Origin of the sequence: Burkholderia puraquae, from assembly GCF_002099195.1 — a bacterium.
GTDB lineage: Bacteria > Pseudomonadota > Gammaproteobacteria > Burkholderiales > Burkholderiaceae > Burkholderia > Burkholderia puraquae.
This window is the reverse complement of record NZ_NBYX01000037.1, coordinates 1-18,863: the sequence shown is the minus strand read 5'-3', so window position 1 is coordinate 18,863 and position 18,863 is coordinate 1. Positions and strand designations below refer to the sequence as shown.

At 68.9% G+C, this 18,863-nt stretch carries 17 protein-coding genes and 1 pseudogene; 13 read left to right on the top strand and 5 right to left on the bottom strand.

Annotated elements, in window-relative coordinates:
- Positions 1-63: 63 nt before the first annotated feature.
- Positions 64-543 (bottom strand): SRPBCC domain-containing protein, encoded by a 480-nt coding sequence (locus B7G54_RS36080; RefSeq protein ID WP_085043448.1) that lies wholly within the window; start codon positions 541-543, stop codon positions 64-66.
- A 363-nt stretch (positions 544-906) separates the two neighbouring features.
- Between B7G54_RS36080 and B7G54_RS36075 the strand changes: the two genes are divergently transcribed.
- The gene (locus tag B7G54_RS36075; RefSeq protein WP_085043471.1) at positions 907-2,385 is read left to right on the top strand and encodes a cryptochrome/photolyase family protein; all 1,479 of its coding nucleotides are present in this window, start codon (positions 907-909) and stop codon (positions 2,383-2,385) included.
- Between the two features lie 22 nt (positions 2,386-2,407).
- Here the strand turns inward: B7G54_RS36075 and B7G54_RS40060 are convergent, their stop codons facing one another.
- From B7G54_RS40060 to B7G54_RS36065, 3 genes are all read right to left on the bottom strand, one after another.
- On the bottom strand, positions 2,408-2,530 hold the full coding sequence (locus B7G54_RS40060; protein WP_048248848.1) for a hypothetical protein: 123 nt from the start codon (positions 2,528-2,530) through the stop codon (positions 2,408-2,410).
- Positions 2,521-3,753 carry an MFS transporter gene (locus B7G54_RS36070; RefSeq protein WP_085043447.1) on the bottom strand — a complete coding sequence of 411 codons (1,233 nt, stop codon included), beginning with the start codon at positions 3,751-3,753 and terminating at the stop codon, positions 2,521-2,523. Before B7G54_RS36070 ends, B7G54_RS40060 begins: the two co-directional genes overlap by 10 nt.
- Before the next feature lie 186 nt (positions 3,754-3,939).
- Positions 3,940-4,881 carry a LysR substrate-binding domain-containing protein gene (locus B7G54_RS36065; RefSeq protein WP_085043446.1) on the bottom strand — a complete coding sequence of 314 codons (942 nt, stop codon included), beginning with the start codon at positions 4,879-4,881 and terminating at the stop codon, positions 3,940-3,942.
- A 205-nt stretch (positions 4,882-5,086) separates the two neighbouring features.
- Between B7G54_RS36065 and B7G54_RS36060 the strand changes: the two genes are divergently transcribed.
- The gene (locus B7G54_RS36060) at positions 5,087-6,127 is read left to right on the top strand and encodes an alpha/beta hydrolase family protein (protein ID WP_085043445.1); all 1,041 of its coding nucleotides are present in this window, start codon (positions 5,087-5,089) and stop codon (positions 6,125-6,127) included.
- A gap of 151 nt (positions 6,128-6,278) precedes the next feature.
- Positions 6,279-7,034 carry a 4'-phosphopantetheinyl transferase family protein gene (locus tag B7G54_RS36055; protein ID WP_085043444.1) on the top strand — a complete coding sequence of 252 codons (756 nt, stop codon included), beginning with the start codon at positions 6,279-6,281 and terminating at the stop codon, positions 7,032-7,034.
- A gap of 21 nt (positions 7,035-7,055) precedes the next feature.
- Here the strand turns inward: B7G54_RS36055 and B7G54_RS36050 are convergent.
- Positions 7,056-7,322, bottom strand: a pseudogene (locus tag B7G54_RS36050) (amino acid ABC transporter substrate-binding protein); the annotation flags it as partial.
- A 294-nt stretch (positions 7,323-7,616) separates the two neighbouring features.
- Between B7G54_RS36050 and hutH the strand changes: the two are divergent.
- The 10 genes from hutH to B7G54_RS35995 all read left to right on the top strand — a co-directional run.
- Positions 7,617-9,140, top strand: a complete 1,524-nt coding sequence (gene hutH / locus B7G54_RS36045) for a histidine ammonia-lyase (protein WP_085043443.1) — start codon at positions 7,617-7,619, stop codon at positions 9,138-9,140.
- Between the two features lie 4 nt (positions 9,141-9,144).
- Entirely contained in the window at positions 9,145-9,840 is a 696-nt protein-coding gene (gene hutC / locus B7G54_RS36040) for a histidine utilization repressor (RefSeq protein ID WP_085043442.1), read from the top strand.
- Positions 9,841-9,879: 39 nt separating this feature from the next.
- On the top strand, positions 9,880-11,568 hold the full coding sequence (hutU, locus tag B7G54_RS36035; RefSeq protein WP_085043441.1) for a urocanate hydratase: 1,689 nt from the start codon (positions 9,880-9,882) through the stop codon (positions 11,566-11,568).
- A gap of 2 nt (positions 11,569-11,570) precedes the next feature.
- Positions 11,571-12,182, top strand: coding sequence for a HutD/Ves family protein (locus B7G54_RS36030; protein WP_085043440.1), 612 nt, complete (start codon positions 11,571-11,573; stop codon positions 12,180-12,182).
- Positions 12,183-12,186: 4 nt separating this feature from the next.
- On the top strand, positions 12,187-13,410 hold the full coding sequence (gene hutI / locus B7G54_RS36025; protein WP_085043439.1) for an imidazolonepropionase: 1,224 nt from the start codon (positions 12,187-12,189) through the stop codon (positions 13,408-13,410).
- 4 nt (positions 13,411-13,414) lie between these two features.
- Positions 13,415-14,791 (top strand): formimidoylglutamate deiminase, encoded by a 1,377-nt coding sequence (locus B7G54_RS36020; protein WP_085043438.1) that lies wholly within the window; start codon positions 13,415-13,417, stop codon positions 14,789-14,791.
- Positions 14,792-14,850: 59 nt separating this feature from the next.
- Positions 14,851-15,648 (top strand): N-formylglutamate deformylase, encoded by a 798-nt coding sequence (gene hutG / locus B7G54_RS36015; RefSeq protein ID WP_085043437.1) that lies wholly within the window; start codon positions 14,851-14,853, stop codon positions 15,646-15,648.
- A 764-nt stretch (positions 15,649-16,412) separates the two neighbouring features.
- Entirely contained in the window at positions 16,413-17,219 is an 807-nt protein-coding gene (locus tag B7G54_RS36005; RefSeq protein WP_085043470.1) for a gamma-glutamyl-gamma-aminobutyrate hydrolase family protein, read from the top strand.
- Positions 17,220-17,231: 12 nt separating this feature from the next.
- The gene (locus B7G54_RS36000) at positions 17,232-18,569 is read left to right on the top strand and encodes a glutamine synthetase family protein (protein ID WP_085043435.1); all 1,338 of its coding nucleotides are present in this window, start codon (positions 17,232-17,234) and stop codon (positions 18,567-18,569) included.
- A gap of 28 nt (positions 18,570-18,597) precedes the next feature.
- Positions 18,598-18,863 (top strand): aminotransferase class III-fold pyridoxal phosphate-dependent enzyme (locus tag B7G54_RS35995; protein ID WP_133059262.1); only part of this gene is annotated, 266 nt, incomplete at its 3' end.

Genomic DNA, 18,863 nt, shown 5'->3' with positions numbered 1-18,863 from the left:
ATCAGCTCGCGGATGTCGTGGTGATCGGACAGCGTTTGCAGATCGGGCATCGGCGGCTCCCGGTCAGGCGCGGTTGTGCCGGCGTGCGGCATGGAGCGCTTCGGCGCGCTGCTTCACGTCGCGTGCGCACTGGTCGAAGCCTTGTTTCACCCACGCACCGTGGTTCTGCATGATCGTGTCCGCGTTGAGGCCGAGGAACTGGTCGGTCGTGAAATAGCGGCAGCGCTCCGCGCCGATCGCGTCGATGTACTGGTCGCGGCGCGCGGCGTCCTTGTTGTCGTCGGTCGGGCGCTGCTCCCACGACAGCAGGCGCCCGGGCTCGTACGCGACGAGGATCTCGTTGACGGGAATCACGGTCTCCGTGCCAGGGATGCGCACCTGCATGTGCACGAAATCACCGAGCCTGCCGGTCGTTTCGAAGCCGACGCAGAACGTGTTCCATTCGCCGTAGCGCGGGAAGTCGGTCAGCACCTCCCAGACGACGGAGGCCGGCGCGTCGATGTCGACAGTGATCGAGGTGACGAGATTCGAGGGTTTGGTCATGGTGGAATATCGGATGTGGCCGCGCGTACCCGGGTGGCGGGAAGCGTCGCGGCGGTCGGAAAGGTCCGCGCCGGTGTCGGTCGGCGCGCGTGACGGGTGCGGATCGGGCATGCGGCGGGCGTTCGCGGCCGGTACGTGCCGCGCAGCGCGGCGCACCCGACATCGAGCGTAGGCCGGTGCACGCGGAGAAGAATCGTCGGAATGGACTAAGGCGTTTCACCGGGCGGGTGATGCGAAACGGGCGAGTGCCGTGATCGTCAGCGGAATCGGAATCGGAATCGGCACCGGCGCATCGAACGTCGACACCACGTGGCGCAGCCGCGACAATACCGGTCTCTTCCTGCTTTCGTCATCGAGGTGCCCGTGCCCGCCAAGTCGTCCGTTGCTCCCGCGATCGTCTGGTTCCGCGACGATCTGCGCGTGGCCGACCAGCCCGCGCTGACGCGCGCGGTGGCGTCGGGCCGGCCGCTCGTCTGCGTATTCGTCGACGACACGGGCGACGGCGCCGGGCGCGCGCTCGGCGGCGCGGCGCGCTGGTGGCTGCACGGGGCGCTGGCCGGGCTCGACGCGGCACTTGCGCGTCATGGCGGGCGCCTGCTGCTGTTGCGCGGCGACGCGCCGCGCGAGATCGAACGCGTCGTGCACGACACGGGTGCGGACGCCGTGTACTGGAACCGCCGCTATGCGCAACCGCAGCGCGACGCCGATGCGGCGCTGAAGGCGTCGCTCAAGGCGCGCGGCGTGACGGTCGAGAGCAGCAACGGCAGCCTGCTGAACGAGCCGTGGGAGGTGCTGACGGGCAGCGGCGGGCCGTACCAGGTATTCACCGCGTACTGGCGCGCGGCGCGCCGCGACCGCACGGTCGCCGCGCCGCTGCCGGAGCCCGAGCGGATCGGGTTTCATCCGTGGCCGAAGGCCGTGCGTGACCGCGCGCTGGCGCTCGACGCACTTGCTTTGCGTCCTCCGGTGCCGGATTGGGCCGGCGGCCTGCGCGACGCATGGCCCGCGCCCGACGAAGCCGGCGCACACGCCCGGCTCGACGCATTCCTGACGACCTCGCTTGCCGGCTACGCGGATGCGCGCGACCTTCCCGACCGGCCCGCGACGAGCCGGCTGTCGCCGTTCCTGCGCTTTGGCAATGTGTCGCCGCGACAGGTGTGGCACGCGGTGCAGGGCGCTGCGAACGCAGGCGGCGCGACGGTTGCCGCAGACGCTGACAAATTCCTGAGCGAACTCGGCTGGCGCGAGTTCAGCTACATGCTGCTGTACCACTTCCCGGCGCTCGCGACCGACAACTTCCGCGCGCAGTTCGATGCGATGCCGTGGCGCGACGATCCCGCCGGGCTACGCGCATGGCAACGCGGGCTGACCGGCTATCCGCTCGTCGATGCGGGCCTGCGCGAACTGTGGGCGACCGGCTGGATGCACAACCGTGTGCGGATGGTCGTCGCGTCGTTCCTGATCAAGCATCTGCTGGTCGACTGGCGCGCGGGCGAAGCGTGGTTCTGGGACGCGCTGGTCGACGCCGATCCCGCGAACAACGCGGCGAGCTGGCAGTGGGTGGCCGGCTGCGGCGCCGACGCCGCCCCGTATTTCCGCATCTTCAATCCGGTCGCGCAGGGGCAGAAGTTCGATCCGGACGGCGCGTACGTGCGGCGCTGGGTGCCCGAGCTCGCGGGTCTCGACAACGCCTCGATCCATGCGCCGTGGGAAGCGTCGCCGCTGGAACTCGGCGCGGCCGGCGTGCGGCTCGGCGTCGACTATCCGGCGCCGCTCGTCGAGCATGCGGCAGCGCGTGCCCGCGCGCTCGACGCGCTGGCTGCATTGCCGAAGCGCCGCTGACTGCCCGCCCCGGGTTGCCGCATCAATTGCAGAACGCGACGTGTTCGAGCAGCGCGTACGCAACGCCCGAATCGAAGTAGGCCGCGCCGCACCACGCGACGAACGCGAGCGCGCCGGCGGCCAGCGCCGCGCGGATCATGCCCACGCCGCGTTGCCCGATGCCGGACGCGCGACGCGCGCGTCGTCGATCGGCAGGTGCAGCAACGCTGCGAGCACGCCAAGCGCGATCGAGCCGATCCACAGCGGCATATACGAATGCGTCGCGTCGTACACGAGCGCACCGAGCCAGACGCCGAAGAAGCTGCCGAGCTGGTGCCCGAAGAACACGAAGCCGAACAGCGTCGCGATGTAGCGCACGCCGAACACCTGCGAGATCACGCCGTTGGTCAGCGGCACGGTGCCGAGCCACGTGAACCCCATCACGGCCGCGAACACGTAGACGCTTGCGGGTGACAGCGGCGCGGCGACGAATACAGCCATCGTGAGCGCACGCACGAGGTACAGCACCGACAGCACGTACTTGCGCCGCAGCAGCCCGCCGAGATGGCCGCACGCGTAGGTGCCGGCCACGTTGGTCAGCGCGATCAGCGCGAGCGCGACGCTCGCGTGGCGCGCCGGCAGTCCGTGGTCGAGCAGGTACGCGGGAAGGTGGGTCGCGATGAAGGCGAGCTGGAAGCCGCACGCGAAGAAGCCCGCGTTCAGCAGCCAGAAGCCGCGATGCGCGAACGCCTCGCGCACGGCTTCGCCGATCGACTGGTCGGGGCCGGCGGCGGCGCCGGCAGCCTGCGCGGGCCGGTCGCGCAGCAGCACGGCGAGCGGCGCGAGCAGCGCCGCGACGAGCGCCAGCGCGATGAATGCATGCCGCCAGCCGATGCCGCCGATCAGTTCCTGCGCGACGGGCACCATGCAGAACTGGCCGAGCCCGCCGATCGCGCCCGCGACGCCGAGCGCCCAGCCGCGCCGGTCGGGTGGAAACAGGCGGCTCAGCGCACCATAGATCGACGCGAATGCCGAGCCCGACAGCGCGATGCCGATCACGAGCCCGGCGCCGATCGTGAACATGCCGGTCGTCGCCGCATGCGCCATCGTGACGAGCCCGGCCGCATACAGCAGCATCCCGGCGACGATCACGCGCAGCGAGCCGAAGCGATCGGCGATCATGCCCGTGAACGGCTGCGCGACGCCCCAGATCAGGTTCTGCAGTGCCAGCGCGAGGCCGAACGCTTCGCGCGACCAGCCGTGGTCGAGCGACACCGGCGCAAGGAACAGGCCCTGCACGTGGCGGATGCCGAGCGCGGCGCCCATGATCAGGCCGCCAGCCAGTACGGGCAGCCAGCGGCGGCGGACTTCCTGCTCGATCGGGGTCATGCGTGTCTCCGGAGGTGGCACGCGGCAAAACGGCCGCGCTCGATCCGATTAGACGATCGGGCCCGTCGCCGCTCAAGCGATCATTCGGTCAGGTTGGCATGCGCGCGGGGAATGCGACGCGAGGCGTGCGGGGTGGGGCGGGGGCGCCCGGCAACGGTCGGGTTTGTTCGCAAAGGCCGCGCCGGCTTACGCCGACGCCGTGTCGTGCGCACGCATCGCGGTATCGCATTCGGCCGCTTCGGCGAGCATCCAGTCGCGGACGTCGGCGACTTCGCGGCGGGGGGCCGGATCGTGCTGGAACAGCCAGTAGCCGTACGCATCCGACAGCGCCTGCGTGTGCGGCCCGAGCACAGCGAGCCGGCCGTCCTCGAGCATCGGCGCGACGAGCGCGAGCCGACCGAGCGCGACGCCCTGGCCCGCGATCGCGGCCTGGATCACCTGGTCGTACTGGTTGAAGCGCAGCACGCCTTTCGGGCGCGCGTCGCCGAGCCCGGCCGCATGCAGGTGCGCGCGCCACTGCAGTTGCGGCTGCGGCGGCCCGTCGAATTCGAGCAGCACGTGGTCGGCGATCGCGGCCGCGTTCGTGACGGGCCGCGCGGCGAGTGCCGGATGCGCGACCGGCACGACGATCTCGTCGAACAGGCGCAGCGCGCCGGCCGGCGCGCGGTCTCGCGGACAATAGCGGATGCCGAGGTCGATGCCTTCGGCACGCAAATCGAGTACCTTGTCGTTCGCGGCGACGCGCAGGTCGATCTCCGGCAGGCGCGCCTGCAGCCGCCCGAGCCGTGGCAGCAGCCACAGCGCGGTGACACCGATGCTCGCGGTGATCGTGACGGGCTGGCGCTCGCGCGTGGCGGCCAGCGACGCGACGGTGTCCTGCAGGTCGTGCAGTGCGGCATCCGCGACGCGAAACAGCCGCTCGCCTTCCGGCGTGAACGCGATTTTCCGGTAGCCGCGCTGCAGCAGCGCGACGCCGAGATGCGCTTCGAGCGCATGTACCTGGCGGCTGACCGCCGATTGCGTGACGCAGAGGTCCTGCGCGGCGAGCGTGATGCTCATGCGGCGGCCGACCGCGACAAAACCGCGGACGAGGTCGAGCGACGGGAGACGGACGAGCGGCGTTGACATGCGCGTGACTCATGCGAACGGAGCAGGAAGATTGGTTGAGAACGCGGGGCGCGTCAAGTTCAATGGAGGCTGGCGTGGGGCGGCGAAGGATGGGGCTGAAGCAGGCGCTCGTGCGTTGATGTCCTGGCTGGCCCCGAAGCACGGGCACGAGTAAGCACTGCGGCGCCAACCCGGATGGAGCGCGAAGCATGGGGGCGGAGACACGATGACGATTTCGAACGAAAGCAGCGGAACGAAGCAGGGCAGCCACGCGGCGGACGCATTGCCGCCCGAGCCCGTGACGCTGCGCGCGGCGGACGGCTATGAATTGCGCGGCCATGTATGGCGCCATCGCGGCAGCAGCGTCGCGCGGCCCGTGACGGTCGTCAATTGCGCAACGTCGGTGCGTTGCGACTACTACTTTCGTTTCGCGGCCTGGCTGTTCGCACAGGGGCGCGACGTGCTCGTCTATGACTATCGCGGCATCGGCGGGTCGCGCCCGGCACAGCTCGCGAAGCTGCGCGCGAACTGGCTCGACTGGGGGCGGCTCGATTGCGAAGCCGCGCTGCAATACGCGCGCGACGCGTTTCCGGGCCAGCCGATCGACGTCGTCGCGCACAGCATCGGCGGGTTCGTGCTCGGGCTCGCGGCATCGAACGTGCACGTGCGACATGCGGTGACGGTCGGCGCGCAGTATGCGTACTGGCGCGATTACCTGCCGGCCGAACGACGCCGCATGTGGTGGAAGTGGCACGTCGCGATGCCGGTGCTCGCGGCCGTGTTCGGCTACGTGCCCGCGAAGCGGCTCGGCTGGATGGAGGACACGCCGCGCGGCGTCGCGTTGTCGTGGGTGCGCTCGCAGGCACGCTTCGAGGATGGCTATACGAGCGGCCCTCTCGCCGAACCCGCCGCGAGCCGCGCCGCGTTGCCCGCGCGCTTCGCGGGGCTGTCGGCGCCGATGCTCGCGATCGGCCTCGACGACGACGGGTTCGGCACGGTCGAGGCGATCGAGCGGCTGGTCGGCTACTACACGGGCAGCGACGTCACACATCAGCGGATCGCGCCGGCCGACATCGGTGTCGACGCGATCGGCCATTTCGCGTTTTTCCACAGCCGCTTCACCGATACGCTGTGGCCGCTTGCGCTGTACTGGCTGCAGCACGGCGTGCTGCCGGCCGATGCGCCGGGCAAAGTGCATGCGCTTCACCCGGCGGCGCGCGGGCGGGGGACGGGCAGCGGCGTGCCGGGCGTCGCCGCGAACGGATGACGGGGCGGCCGCGCTACGCAGGCGCAGGCCGGGAGCGCGAGCGCCAGCATGCGGCACGGTGCCGGCATTGACACCGGCGGCCCGCAACGGCTCGCCACACCGCTCGATCGATTAACATCGGACGTTTCATTCCACAGGCCGCCGCACGTCGATGCTCGTCCCGCCCGATTCCGCTTCCCCGTCCGAACCGCCCCGCGCCTGGCGCATGCAGCAGCTCGACGTGCCGCCCGCCGCGTCCCGTGCCGGCGTGCGGATCGCGCGTGTCGATTTCGACTGGCGCGCGCCGCTTGCGTCGCCCGCGTATGCAGCACTCAGCGAGAGCGAGCACGCGCGGGCGGCACGCTTCATGCGGCATGAGGATGCGGTGCGCAGCGCCGCGACGCGTGCTGCGCTGCGCGACGTGCTCGGCACGGCCCTCGGCATCGCGCCGCAAGCGGTCGCGATCGTCGTCGACGCATCGGGGCGGCCGTCGCTGGATGGCGCGCATCGTGCATCGCTCGACTTCAACGTGTCGCACGCGGGCGATCATGCACTGCTCGCATGGGCACCCGCGGGCCGCGTCGGCGTCGATATCGAGAGCTGCAATCGCGCGGCCGACTGGCGCGCACTGACGCGCGAAGTCTGCGCGCCCGCCGAGGCCGCCTATCTCGACAGCCTGCCGGCTGCCGCGCGCGCCGGCGAATTCATGCGCGTCTGGTGTGCGAAGGAGGCGCTGCTCAAGGCGCTCGGCACGGGCATCGTCGGCGGGCTGAGCGCGTTCGCGGTCGTGCCGCCGCGCGATGTCGCGACCCCTGCTGCGACGATCGTCGATCCGGCCGCGCCCGCCGCCGGCGTCGCGGCGTTCGATGCGGCGTGGCTCGACGCGGCGCCCGGCTACGCGGCGTGCGTCGCATGGACGCGTGCGTGAGCCGGTATCAGCACGCGGCGCTCATTCGAGCGGTGCGTCGTTCGGCGCCGCATAGCGCGCCGTGATCACATCGCTCATCGCGAAGTCGCCCGACAGTCTCTTCGGCGGCACCGGCTTCATGAGCCACTTGTCGTATAGCGCGTCGATCTTGCCGCGCCTCATCAACTGCACGAGCACGCCGTCGACGAGCGCCTTGAACGCCGGATCGTCCTTGCGCAGCATGAACCCGTAGGCTTCTGACGATTGCGGCGTGCCGACGCTCTGCCAGTCGGCCGGCTCCGCGGCGAGCGGCGCGCCGCATGCAAGTGCGCACGCGACCAACAGCATGGGGCGGCCGAACCGGGCGGCGAATCGTGACGGGAAGGGCATGGCAGTCTCCGTGGCGAATGACGGTCCGTATGTTGCAAACTATAAAATAATTACAACAAACGTTAAGAGCCGGATCGCACCGGCCGATCCGGCGGGCCGCGCCGGGCATCAGGGAAACTCCCAAGTCGAAATCGGTGAAAAACGGGTTGTCTAGACAAGTTGGCGTGGCTACACTTCAATCCATTCCGAACTTGTCTAGACAGGATTGCTCACATGATTACGTTGACCCCCGGCCACCTGACCCTCCCGCAACTGCGCCAGATCGCGCGCGAATCCGTGCAACTGACGCTCGATCCGGCCAGCTTCGCGAAGATCGACGCCGGCGCGAAGGCCGTCGCCGACATCGCCGCGAAGGGCGAGCCGGCCTACGGCATCAACACGGGCTTCGGCCGCCTGGCCAGCACGCACATCCCGCACGACCAGCTCGAACTGCTGCAGAAGAACCTCGTGCTGTCGCACGCGGTCGGCGTCGGCGAGCCGATGGCGCGCTCGTCGGTGCGCCTGCTGATGGCACTGAAGCTGTCGAGCCTCGGCCGCGGCCACTCGGGCATCCGTCGCGAAGTGATGGACGCGCTGATCAAGCTGTTCAACGCGGACGTGCTGCCGCTGATCCCGGTGAAGGGCTCGGTCGGCGCATCGGGCGACCTCGCGCCGCTCGCGCACATGTCGGCCGTGCTGCTCGGCGTCGGCGAGGTGTTCATCCGCGGCGAGCGTGCGAGCGCACTCGACGGTCTGCGCGTCGCGGGCCTCGCGCCGCTGACGCTGCAGGCGAAGGAAGGCCTTGCGCTGCTGAACGGCACGCAGGCATCGACCGCGCTGGCGCTCGACAACATGTTCTCGATCGAAGACTTGTACCGCACCGCGCTCGTCGCGGGCGCGCTGTCGGTCGACGCGGCAGCCGGCTCGGTGAAGCCGTTCGACGCACGCATTCATGAGCTGCGCGGCCATCAAGGCCAGATCGACGCGGCCGCGTCGTATCGCGACCTGCTCGAAGGCTCGCCGATCAACCAGTCGCACCGCGACTGCGACAAGGTGCAGGATCCGTACAGCCTGCGCTGCCAGCCGCAGGTGATGGGCGCGTGCCTGGACCAGATGCGCCATGCGGCCAACGTGCTGCTGGTCGAAGCGAACGCCGTGTCGGACAACCCGCTGATCTTCCCGGATACCGGCGAAGTGCTGTCGGGCGGCAACTTCCACGCCGAGCCCGTCGCGTTCGCGGCCGACAACCTCGCGCTCGCCGCCGCGGAAATCGGCGCGCTGGCCGAACGCCGCATCGCGCTGCTGATCGACGCGACGCTGTCGGGCCTGCCCCCGTTCCTCGTGAGGGACGGCGGCGTGAACTCGGGCTTCATGATCGCGCACGTAACGGCTGCCGCACTCGCATCGGAAAACAAGACGCTCGCGCACCCGGCGTCGGTCGATTCGCTGCCGACCTCGGCGAACCAGGAAGACCACGTGTCGATGGCGACGTTCGCCGCGCGCAAGCTCGCCGACATCGCGGACAACACGAAGTACATCCTCGCGATCGAACTGCTGGCCGCCGCGCAGGGCGTCGACCTGCGCGCGCCGTACCACACGAGCCCGAAGCTCGCGCCCGTGATGGAAACGATCCGCGGCCATGTTGCGCACTACGAGCTCGACCACTACTTCGCACCGGATATCGCGGTGATCGCGAAGCTCGTCAGCGAGCGCGCGTTCGCGAAGGCCGCGCCGTTCTCGTTCGCGTCGGAACAGTAAGCCCATGAGCGCGCCGGTCTACCAGGAGATCAAGGATTTCATCCTGGGCCGCATCCACGCAGGCGAGTGGGAGGAGGGCGACCAGGTGCCGTCCGAGAACGAGCTGGCGCGCGAGTTCAAGGTGGCGCGCATGACCGTCAACCGCGCGCTGCGCGAGTTGACGGCCGAGCAGGTGCTCACGCGCATGAAGGGCGCGGGTACCTACGTCGCGCGGCCGAAGTACGAGTCGACGCTGGTGGCGATCCGCAGCATCTCGGAGGAAGTCGGTGCACGCGGGCATGCGTATCGCGCCAGCGTGCTCGGCCTCGACACGATCCGCGCCGACGAGGCGCTCGCCGACGAGATGCAGGTGGCCGTTCGCACGAAGCTGTTTCACTCGCAGGTGCTGCACTTCGAGAATGACGAGCCCGTGCAGCTCGAAGAACGGTGGGTGAATCCGGCGGTCGCGCCGGATTACGCCGAGCAGGATTTCACGAACACGACGCCGAACCTGTACCTGATGCGCGCGGCTCCGCTGCAGCGCGTCGAGTACCGGATCGAAGCGGCGGCCCCGGCGCCGGAGCGGCGCGAGCAGCTGCGGATGGACGACGTCGAGCCGTGTCTGGTTTTACATCGACGCACCTGGTCGCAGGGCGTCGTCGCCTCGGTGGCGAATTTGTGGCATCCCGGCAGCCGTTATCGCTTCACCGGGCATTTCTGATTCCTATTTGATATTCATTTTCCTTCGGGAGCTGTCGTCATGAACCATCCGAAACACATCGATCCCCGTCTCGATCCGACGCGCACGATCCGCGCGCCGCGCGGCAGCGAGAAAGTCTGCAAGACCTGGCTGGCCGAAGCGGCCTACCGGATGATCCAGAACAACCTCGACCCGGAAGTCGCCGAGCATCCGCATGCGCTCGTCGTGTACGGCGGCATCGGCCGCGCGGCGCGCAACTGGGAATGCTACGACCAGATCCTCGCGTCGCTGAAGGATCTCGAAGAGAACGAGACGCTGCTGATCCAGTCGGGCAAGCCGGTCGGTGTGTTCCGCACGCACACGGATGCGCCGCGCGTGCTGCTCGCGAACTCGAACCTCGTGCCGCACTGGGCGAACTGGGATCACTTCCATGAGCTCGACCGCAAGGGCCTGATGATGTACGGCCAGATGACGGCCGGCAGCTGGATCTACATCGGCAGCCAGGGCATCGTGCAGGGCACCTATGAAACGTTCTTCTCGGTCGCGAACCAGCACTTCAACGGCGACCCGTCGGGCCGCTGGATCCTGACGGGCGGCCTGGGCGGCATGGGCGGCGCGCAGCCGCTGGCCGCGACGATGGCCGGCTTCTCGATGATCGCGGTCGAATGCGACGAGACCCGCATCGACTTCCGCCTGAAGACGCGCTACGTCGACAAGAAGGCGACGACGCTCGACGAGGCGCTCGGCATGATCGAGGAAGCGAAGCGCACCGGCAAGCCGGTGTCGATCGGCCTGCTCGGCAACGCGGCCGACGTATTCGCGGAGCTCGTCACGCGCGGCATCACGCCGGATTGCGTGACCGACCAGACGAGCGCGCACGACCCGATCAACGGCTACCTGCCGCAAGGCTGGACCGTCGCGCAATGGCGCGAAGCGCAGAAGGTCGATCCGCAGAGCATCGTGAAGGTCGCGAAGCAGTCGATGGCCGTCCAGGTGCGCGCGATGCTGGCGCTGCAGGAGCGCGGCGCGGCGACGCTCGACTACGGCAACAACATCCGCCAGATGGCGCTGGAAATGGGCGTCGAGAACGCATTCGATTTCCCGGGCTTCGTGCCGGCGTATATCCGCCCGCTGTTCTGCGAAGGCAAGGGCCCGTTCCGCTGGGTCGCGCTGTCGGGCGATCCGGAAGACATCTACAAGACCGACCAGAAGGTGAAGGAGCTGATCCCCGACGATCCGCACCTGCACAACTGGCTCGACATGGCGCGTGAACGCATTGCGTTCCAGGGCCTGCCGGCACGGATCTGCTGGGTCGGCGTGAAGGATCGCTATCGCCTCGGCCAGGCGTTCAACGAGATGGTCAAGAACGGCGAACTGAAGGCCCCGATCGTGATCGGCCGCGACCACCTCGACACCGGTTCGGTCGCCAGCCCGAACCGCGAGACGGAATCGATGAAGGACGGTTCGGACGCCGTGAGCGACTGGCCGCTGCTGAACGCACTGCTGAACACCGCAGGCGGCGCATCGTGGGTGTCGCTGCACCATGGCGGCGGTGTGGGCATGGGTTTCTCGCAGCACTCGGGCGTTGTGATCGTCGCCGACGGTACCGCCGAAGCACACGAGCGTCTTGGCCGCGTGCTGCTGAACGACCCGGCGACGGGCGTGATGCGCCATGCGGATGCCGGCTACGAACTCGCGCAGCAGACGGCCCGCGAAGCCGGCCTGAAGCTGCCGATGCTCGGCCGCTGAGCATGACGGCGCTCCACCAGGCGCCGGTGATCGCGACGATGATCCGCGCAGCGGATCTCGTCGCGTCGCCATGGAAGAACGGCGGCGGCGTGACGCGCGAAATCGGTGCGTTTCCTGAGGGCGCCGCGCTCGACGCGTTCGCGTGGCGCGTGAGCGTGGCCGACGTCGGCACGCCCGGGCCGTTCTCGCGTTTCGACGGGATCGACCGCACACTCGTGCTGCTGTCCGGCGCGGGCATGACGCTCGCCGAGGCAGGCGGCGCACGCCACGTGCTCGACGCACCGCTGGCCCGCGCGGATTTTGCGGGCGAGGCGGCGATCGACGCGACGCTGCACGACGGCGCGACGCGCGACTTCAACCTGATGACGCGCCGCTCGGCCGCACGCGGCGCGCTCGACGTGTGGCGCGCAGGCGCGCACCGCATCGAGCGTGCCGATACCGTGCTGCTGTATTGCGCGGCTGGCGAGGTTGCCGTTGAAATCGACGGCACACGCTCCACACTGCACGAAATGGACACGTTGCGGCTCGACGGGCCGCGGCGTGCGTTTGACGTCGTCGTGAGCGGAAGCGGCGCGTTGCTCGCCGTGTCGCTCGCCATCGGCGAACGAGACTGAATGCATGAAACCGACTGTCTGGCATCACCTGAGGCTGTGCCCGCACGGCCATCCTGACGAGACGATCGACGACGCGGCGATCGCCGTCGACGAAACCGGCACGATCGTCTGGCTCGGCGCGATGCACGCGCTGCCGCACGGTTATACCCACTGGCAGCGCGAGGATCTGCACGGCGCGTGGGTGACGCCGGGCCTCGTCGACTGCCATACGCACCTCGTGTACGGCGGCACGCGTGCCGACGAATTCGCGCAGCGTCTCGCGGGCGTGAGCTATGAGGAAATCGCGCGGCAGGGCGGCGGGATCGTGTCGACGGTGCGCGCGACGCGCGCGGCCGACGAGACGACGCTGTTCGTGCAGGCCGCTGCGCGGCTGCAGCCGCTGCTCGCCGAAGGCGTGACTGCGATCGAGATCAAGTCGGGCTACGGGCTCGACCTCGCGAGCGAACGCAAGATGCTGCGCGTCGCGCGCCAGCTCGGCGAGCGCTTTCCGGTCACCGTCTACACGACCTTCCTCGGCGCGCATGCGCTGCCGCCCGAATACGCGGGCCGTGCGGATGCGTACATCGACGAAGTGTGCGACCGGATGCTGCCGGCGCTGGCCGACGAAGGCCTCGTCGACGCGGTCGACGTGTTCTGCGAGCGCATCGGCTTTTCGCTCGCGCAGACCGAGCGCGTGTTCGACGCCGCGACGCGGCGCGGGCTGCCGGTGAAGCTGCATGCGGAGCAGCTGTCGAATGCGGGCGGCACGGCGCTGGCCGCGCGCTACCGCGCACTGTCCGCCGATCACCTCGAATTTCTCGACGAAGCCGGTATCGAGGCCATGAAGGCAGCCGGGACGGTTGCCGTGCTGCTGCCCGGCGCGTACTACTTCATCCGCGAGACGCAACTGCCGCCGATCGAGCTGCTGCGCAAGCACGGCGTGCCGATCGCGCTCGCGACCGATCACAACCCCGGCACGTCGCCGCTCGAATCGCTGCTGTTGACCTTGAACATGGGCTGCACGCTGTTCCGCATGACGGTGCCCGAAGTGCTGCAGGGCGTCACGCGCCATGCGGCCGCAGCGCTCGGCCGCGCGGATCGCCACGGCGCGCTCGAGATCGGTCGCCAGGCCGACTTCGCCGCCTGGTCGGTCGGCTCGCTGTCGGAGCTCGCCTACTGGATCGGCCGGCCGCTGTGCGAGCAGGTCGTACGCGGCGGCACGACCGTGTTTCGCCGGATGAATGGATAGCCTTATGACCGACACCCTGTTGTTCGCAGACCATGCGTACCTGCCCGATGGCTGGCGCCGTAACGTGCTGCTGCGCTGGGACGCCGCCGGCACGCTGACCGGCGTGACGCCCGACACCGACGCACCCGCCGGCGTCGCGCGCGCGGCCGGGCCGGTGCTGCCCGGCATGCCGAACCTGCATTCGCACGCGTTCCAGCGCGCGATGGCGGGGCTTACCGAATACCGCGCGAATCCGGCCGACAGCTTCTGGAGCTGGCGCGACCTGATGTACCGCTTCGCGCTGAAGATCACGCCCGACGCGCTCGCGGCGATCGCGCGCTGGCTGTATGTCGAGATGCTCAAGTGCGGCTACACGTCGGTGTGCGAATTCCACTACGTGCATCACGCGCAGGACGGCTCGCGTTATCCGCAGATCGCGGAACTCGGCACGTGCGTGGTCGACGCTGCGCGCTCGGCCGGCATCGGCATCACGATGCTGCCCGTGTCGTACCAGTTCGCCGGCTTCGGCAACAAGCCGCCGCGCGACGACCAGCGCCGCTTCATCAATACGCCTGACGGCCTGCTCGAGCTGCTCGACGCGATGCGCCGCGCGGCACCGGAGCACGGCGGGCTGCGCTATGGCGTCGCGCCGCACTCGCTGCGGGCGGTATCCGAGAACGGGTTGCGCGTGCTGCTCGACGGGCTGCCCGACGATGCGCCCGTGCATATCCATATCGCCGAGCAGACAGCCGAAGTCGACGACTGCGTGCGTGCCTATGGTGCGCGCCCCGTGCAATGGCTGCTCGAGCGCTTCGACGTCGATGCACGCTGGTGTCTCGTGCATGCGACGCATGTCGACGCGGCCGAGACGGCGGCGCTCGCGAAGCGTCGCGCGGTCGCCGGCCTGTGCCTGACGACCGAGGCGAACCTCGGCGACGGCGTGTTCCCGGCCGTCGACTATCTCGCGCAGGGCGGCGTGATCGGCGTCGGCTCGGACAGCCATGCGTCGGTCGACTGGCGCTCGGAGTTGCGCCTGCTCGAATACGGGCAGCGGCTCGTGCACCGTGCGCGCAACGTGCTGGCGAGCGACACGCAGGCGCATGTCGCCGATCGCCTGTTCGACGCTTCGCTCGCGGGCGGCGCGCAGGCCAGCGGGCGGCGTGTCGGCGCGCTGCGGGAAGGATGCCGCGCCGACTGGCTCGTGCTCGATCCCGATCATCCGGCGATCGCCGAACACGACAGCACGTCGTGGTTGTCGGGTATCGTGTTCGCGGAGCACGGCGAGACGCCGGTGCTCGACGTCTACACGGGCGGCGAGCGCGTCGTGAGCGGCCGCCGTCATCGCGACGAAGCCGTCGCGTATGCCGACTACCGCGCCGCGCTGGCGCAACTGCTGCGCTGATGCGCGCAACCGGCGCACGCCGCATGCGTGCGCCGGCAGACCTCTAACGGTGATGCGACATGACTGAACAACCGGCTGTATTCACGCTGAAGCAGGGCACTTTGCCGCTGCTGATCTCGATTCCGCATGCAGGCACGCACATCCCCGACGACATCGCCGCGACGATGACGGCCGACGCGCGTTTCGTGGACGATTGCGATTGGCATCTCGAACGGCTGTACGGATTCGCGGCCGACCTCGGCGCATCGATCCTCGTACCGTCGCATGCACGTTACGTGGTCGACCTGAACCGTCCGCCCGACAACGAAAACCTGTACCCGGGGCAGGACACGACGGGGCTCGTGCCGGTCGATACGTTCGACAAGGCACCGCTGTATCCGGCGAACGCGCTGCCGGGCAATGACGAGATCATGCGTCGCCGCGATCGCTACTGGCTGCCGTATCACGACGCGCTGCAGCGTGAGGTCGCCCGCCTGAAGCGCGAACACGGCCGCGTGCTCGTGTGGGAAGCGCATTCGATCCGCTCGCACGTGCCGCGCTTCTTCGACGGCCGCCTGCCCGACTTCAACTTCGGCACGTCGAGCGGCGCGAGTGCCGCACCGGGTCTGGCAGAGGCGCTGGCCGCACGCGTGCTCGAACATGGCGGCTATACGGCCGTCGCGAACGGGCGCTTCAAGGGCGGCTACATCACGCGTCACTATGGCGTGCCCGATACCGGCGTCGAGGCCGTGCAGCTCGAGCTTTCGCAGATCACCTACATGGAAGAGACGCGTCCCTACGCGTATGACGAAACGCGTGCGGCGCGGATTGTGCCGCTATTGCAGACGCTCGTCGAAACCGCGCTCGCGCATCGTTGAACACGGGCCGCGCGGATGCGGCAGCGCGGCGGAGCAGGTGTGTCGCAGCCCGCCGGCACGCAGCGTGCTGCACCGGTGCAATGCACAACACGGCATCGATCCACGAGATCGGTGCCGTTTTTTTTGGGTGCTTTTCGTCTGACCGATGCCGTCATCGGTACCTGAAAATTTGACGCAATTTTTAGGTGATATAAGCTGAATGTCAGGAAGTCGTCACGCGCGCACCGGCGGCGAGGCCATCGATCCTGGCCGCACCGCGCCGGAATGCGCCGCGAGACACCTTGCCGACGTGTCGCCGCGCGGCATTGCCGCATGCGCTTCGTCGCGACACGTGTCCTGCCTTCGTCAGTCAGTCGAGCACCATCGTGAAAGCCGCCAGCCCTTCGATACGCCGGACGCGAAGTCCGTCGGCGGGCGCGCCGCCTCAGGCCGGTCCGATCCGGCATGCTGATTGCGGCACGCGTGCCGCCCCTTTGCGCGAGCCTCGTTTCTTCGCCATGTCCCATCGCGGCCTGCGCCGCTTCAATCTCGTGACCGCGCACGTGTTCAGCGCGGTGCAGTGCGACGGCAGCGCATCGTTGTTGCCCTAGCGTCCTTTTCCGTTTCCGTTTCCGTTTCGGGTCGCACCGCCTGTTGCCGCATCGTCCGCGCGGCAGGATCGTGCATGGGCATGCGCCGTGTCGTGGCGCGCGCGTGCGGCGCCGGCGCGAACCTTCATCGTCCCGCGTGCGAACGTGTCGCGCGCGCTTACCGGAGAGGCACCCATGCGTGCGCGCCCGATCGTAGCCGTCACCGCCGACCGCATCCTGCGCGGTGCGCATCCGAACCACACGGCGGGGGAGAAGTACCTGGCGGCGCTCGTCGACGGCGCCGGCGCGCTTGCATTCGTGCTGCCCGCACTCGGCGCGCGCCAGCCGGCCGACGCGATCGTCGCGGCGGTCGACGGCTTGCTGTTGACCGGCAGCTATTCGAACGTCGAGCCGCATCATTACGGCGGTACCGCGAGCGCGCCCGACACGCTGCACGATCCCGCGCGCGATGCGACCGCGCTGCCGCTGATCCGCGCGGCGATCGAAGCCGGCGTGCCCGTGCTCGCCATCTGTCGCGGCATGCAGGAGCTGAACGTCGCCTACGGCGGCACGCTGCATCAGCGGCTGCACGCGACGACCGGCTTCGACGATCACCGCGAGCGGCCGGCCGATCCGCTCGAACGGCAATACGGCCCCGCGCACGTCGTGCAATTTGCGCCGGGCGGCCTGCTGCAGCGAGTCGCGCGCGGCGCGCAGGACGCGACGGTCAATTCGCTGCACGACCAGGGCATTGCACAGCTCGGTGCGGGGCTCGTCGTCGAAGCCAGCGCGCCCGACGGACTGATCGAGGCCGTCAGCGTGCGCGGCGCGCGCGCGTTTGCGCTCGGCGTGCAGTGGCATCCCGAATGGCGCTACGCGGAACAGCCGCTGTCGCGCGACATCTTCGCGGCATTCGGCGCGGCGTGCCGCGCGCGCATGACGCATCGCATTCTTGCGGCTTGTGGCGCGACGTCGTCGCCGGCCGCATCCGACGTCGACTGATAGAGGCCGATCATGCAACCCGAACTGAGCGAATTCCTGCGACAGCACCGCATCACCGAGGTCGAGGCGATCATTCCCGACATGGCCGGCATTGCGCGCGGCAAGATCATTCCGCGCAACAAGTTCGAGTCCGGCGAATCGATGCGCCTGCCGCAGGCCGTGATGGTGCAGACCGTCACCGGCGACTATCCGGAGGACGGCACGCTGACCGGCGTGACCGATCCCGACATGGTGTGCGTGCCCGATCCGTCGACGATCTGCCTGATTCCGTGGGCGGTCGATCCGACCGCGCAGGTGATCCACGACTGCGTGCACTTCGACGGCTCGCCGGTCGAGATCTCGCCGCGCTACGTGCTGCGACGCGTGCTCGACCTGTACAAGGCGAAAGGCTGGCAGCCGGTCGTTGCGCCCGAGCTCGAGTTCTATCTCGTCGACATGAACGCCGATCCCGACTTGCCGCTGCGTCCGCCGGTCGGCCGCACCGGGCGCGCGGAGACCGGCCGGCAGTCGTATTCGATCGAAGCGGTGAACGAGTTCGATTCGCTGTTCGAGGACATCTATGAATACTGCGAGATGCAGGGCCTCGACATCGAGACGCTGATCCACGAGGTCGGCGCCGCGCAGATGGAGATCAACTTCGTGCACGGCGATGCGCTGTCGCTGGCGGACCAGGTATTCCTGTTCAAGCGCACGGTGCGCGAGGCGGCGCTGCGCCACAACATGTATGCGACCTTCATGGCGAAGCCGATGCAGGACGAGCCGGGCTCGGCGATGCATATCCACCAGAGCCTGGCCGACGCCCGTACGGGGCGCAACCTGTTCTCCGACGAAGACGGTGCGGTGTCGCCGATGTTCCACAGCTATCTCGCGGGGCTGCAGAAGTACACGCCCGCGCTGATGCCGATCTTCGCGCCGTACATCAACTCGTATCGCCGCCTGTCGCGCTTCATGGCGGCGCCGATCAACGTGCAGTGGGGCTACGACAACCGCACGGTCGGCTTTCGCATTCCGCAGTCGGGCGCGTCGGCACGCCGCATCGAGAACCGGATTCCGGGCGTCGACTGCAATCCGTACCTCGCGTTCGCGGCGACGCTCGCCGCCGGCTATCTCGGCTTGTCGCAGCAGCTCGCACCGACCGAGCCGATCGCGTCGGACGGCTACAACCTGCCGTATCAGCTGCCGCGCAATCTCGAGGAGGGCATCTCGCTGATGGCGGCCAGCACGCCGCTGGCCGGCATTCTCGGCGACAAGTTCGTGAAGGCCTACCTGGCGCTGAAGGACACCGAATACGAAGCGTTCTTCCGCGTGATCAGCTCGTGGGAACGCAGGCATCTGCTGCTGCACGTCTGAGCGTGCGGCCCTGTTATCCGGAGGAAACATGACCGATCGAAACGACGTCTTCTCACCGCATTCGACCGCGGATTACCGCGCACTCGACGCCGCGCACCACATCCACCCGTTCTCGGACATGGGCGCGCTGAACCGCGCGGGCAGCCGCGTGATCGTGAAGGCGGACGGCGTCTACCTGTGGGACTCGGACGGCAACAAGATCCTCGACGGGATGGCCGGCCTCTGGTGCGTGAACGTCGGCTACGGCCGCAAGGCGCTCGCCGACGCCGCGTATCGCCAGTTGCAGGAACTGCC

Excerpts from the sequence above, each read along its gene's own strand:
- B7G54_RS36080 (WP_085043448.1), bottom strand. The coding sequence starts at position 543 with ATGACCAAACCCTCGAATCTCGTCACCTCGATCACTGTCGACATCGAC.
- B7G54_RS36070 (WP_085043447.1), bottom strand. The coding sequence starts at position 3,753 with ATGACCCCGATCGAGCAGGAAGTCCGCCGCCGCTGGCTGCCCGTACTG.
- B7G54_RS36065 (WP_085043446.1), bottom strand. The coding sequence starts at position 4,881 with ATGTCAACGCCGCTCGTCCGTCTCCCGTCGCTCGACCTCGTCCGCGGT.
- B7G54_RS36060 (WP_085043445.1), top strand. The coding sequence starts at position 5,087 with ATGACGATTTCGAACGAAAGCAGCGGAACGAAGCAGGGCAGCCACGCG.
- B7G54_RS36055 (WP_085043444.1), top strand. The coding sequence starts at position 6,279 with ATGCTCGTCCCGCCCGATTCCGCTTCCCCGTCCGAACCGCCCCGCGCC.
- hutH (WP_085043443.1), top strand. The coding sequence starts at position 7,617 with ATGATTACGTTGACCCCCGGCCACCTGACCCTCCCGCAACTGCGCCAG.
- hutC (WP_085043442.1), top strand. The coding sequence starts at position 9,145 with ATGAGCGCGCCGGTCTACCAGGAGATCAAGGATTTCATCCTGGGCCGC.
- hutU (WP_085043441.1), top strand. The coding sequence starts at position 9,880 with ATGAACCATCCGAAACACATCGATCCCCGTCTCGATCCGACGCGCACG.
- B7G54_RS36030 (WP_085043440.1), top strand. The coding sequence starts at position 11,571 with ATGACGGCGCTCCACCAGGCGCCGGTGATCGCGACGATGATCCGCGCA.
- hutI (WP_085043439.1), top strand. The coding sequence starts at position 12,187 with ATGAAACCGACTGTCTGGCATCACCTGAGGCTGTGCCCGCACGGCCAT.
- B7G54_RS36020 (WP_085043438.1), top strand. The coding sequence starts at position 13,415 with ATGACCGACACCCTGTTGTTCGCAGACCATGCGTACCTGCCCGATGGC.
- hutG (WP_085043437.1), top strand. The coding sequence starts at position 14,851 with ATGACTGAACAACCGGCTGTATTCACGCTGAAGCAGGGCACTTTGCCG.
- B7G54_RS36005 (WP_085043470.1), top strand. The coding sequence starts at position 16,413 with ATGCGTGCGCGCCCGATCGTAGCCGTCACCGCCGACCGCATCCTGCGC.
- B7G54_RS36000 (WP_085043435.1), top strand. The coding sequence starts at position 17,232 with ATGCAACCCGAACTGAGCGAATTCCTGCGACAGCACCGCATCACCGAG.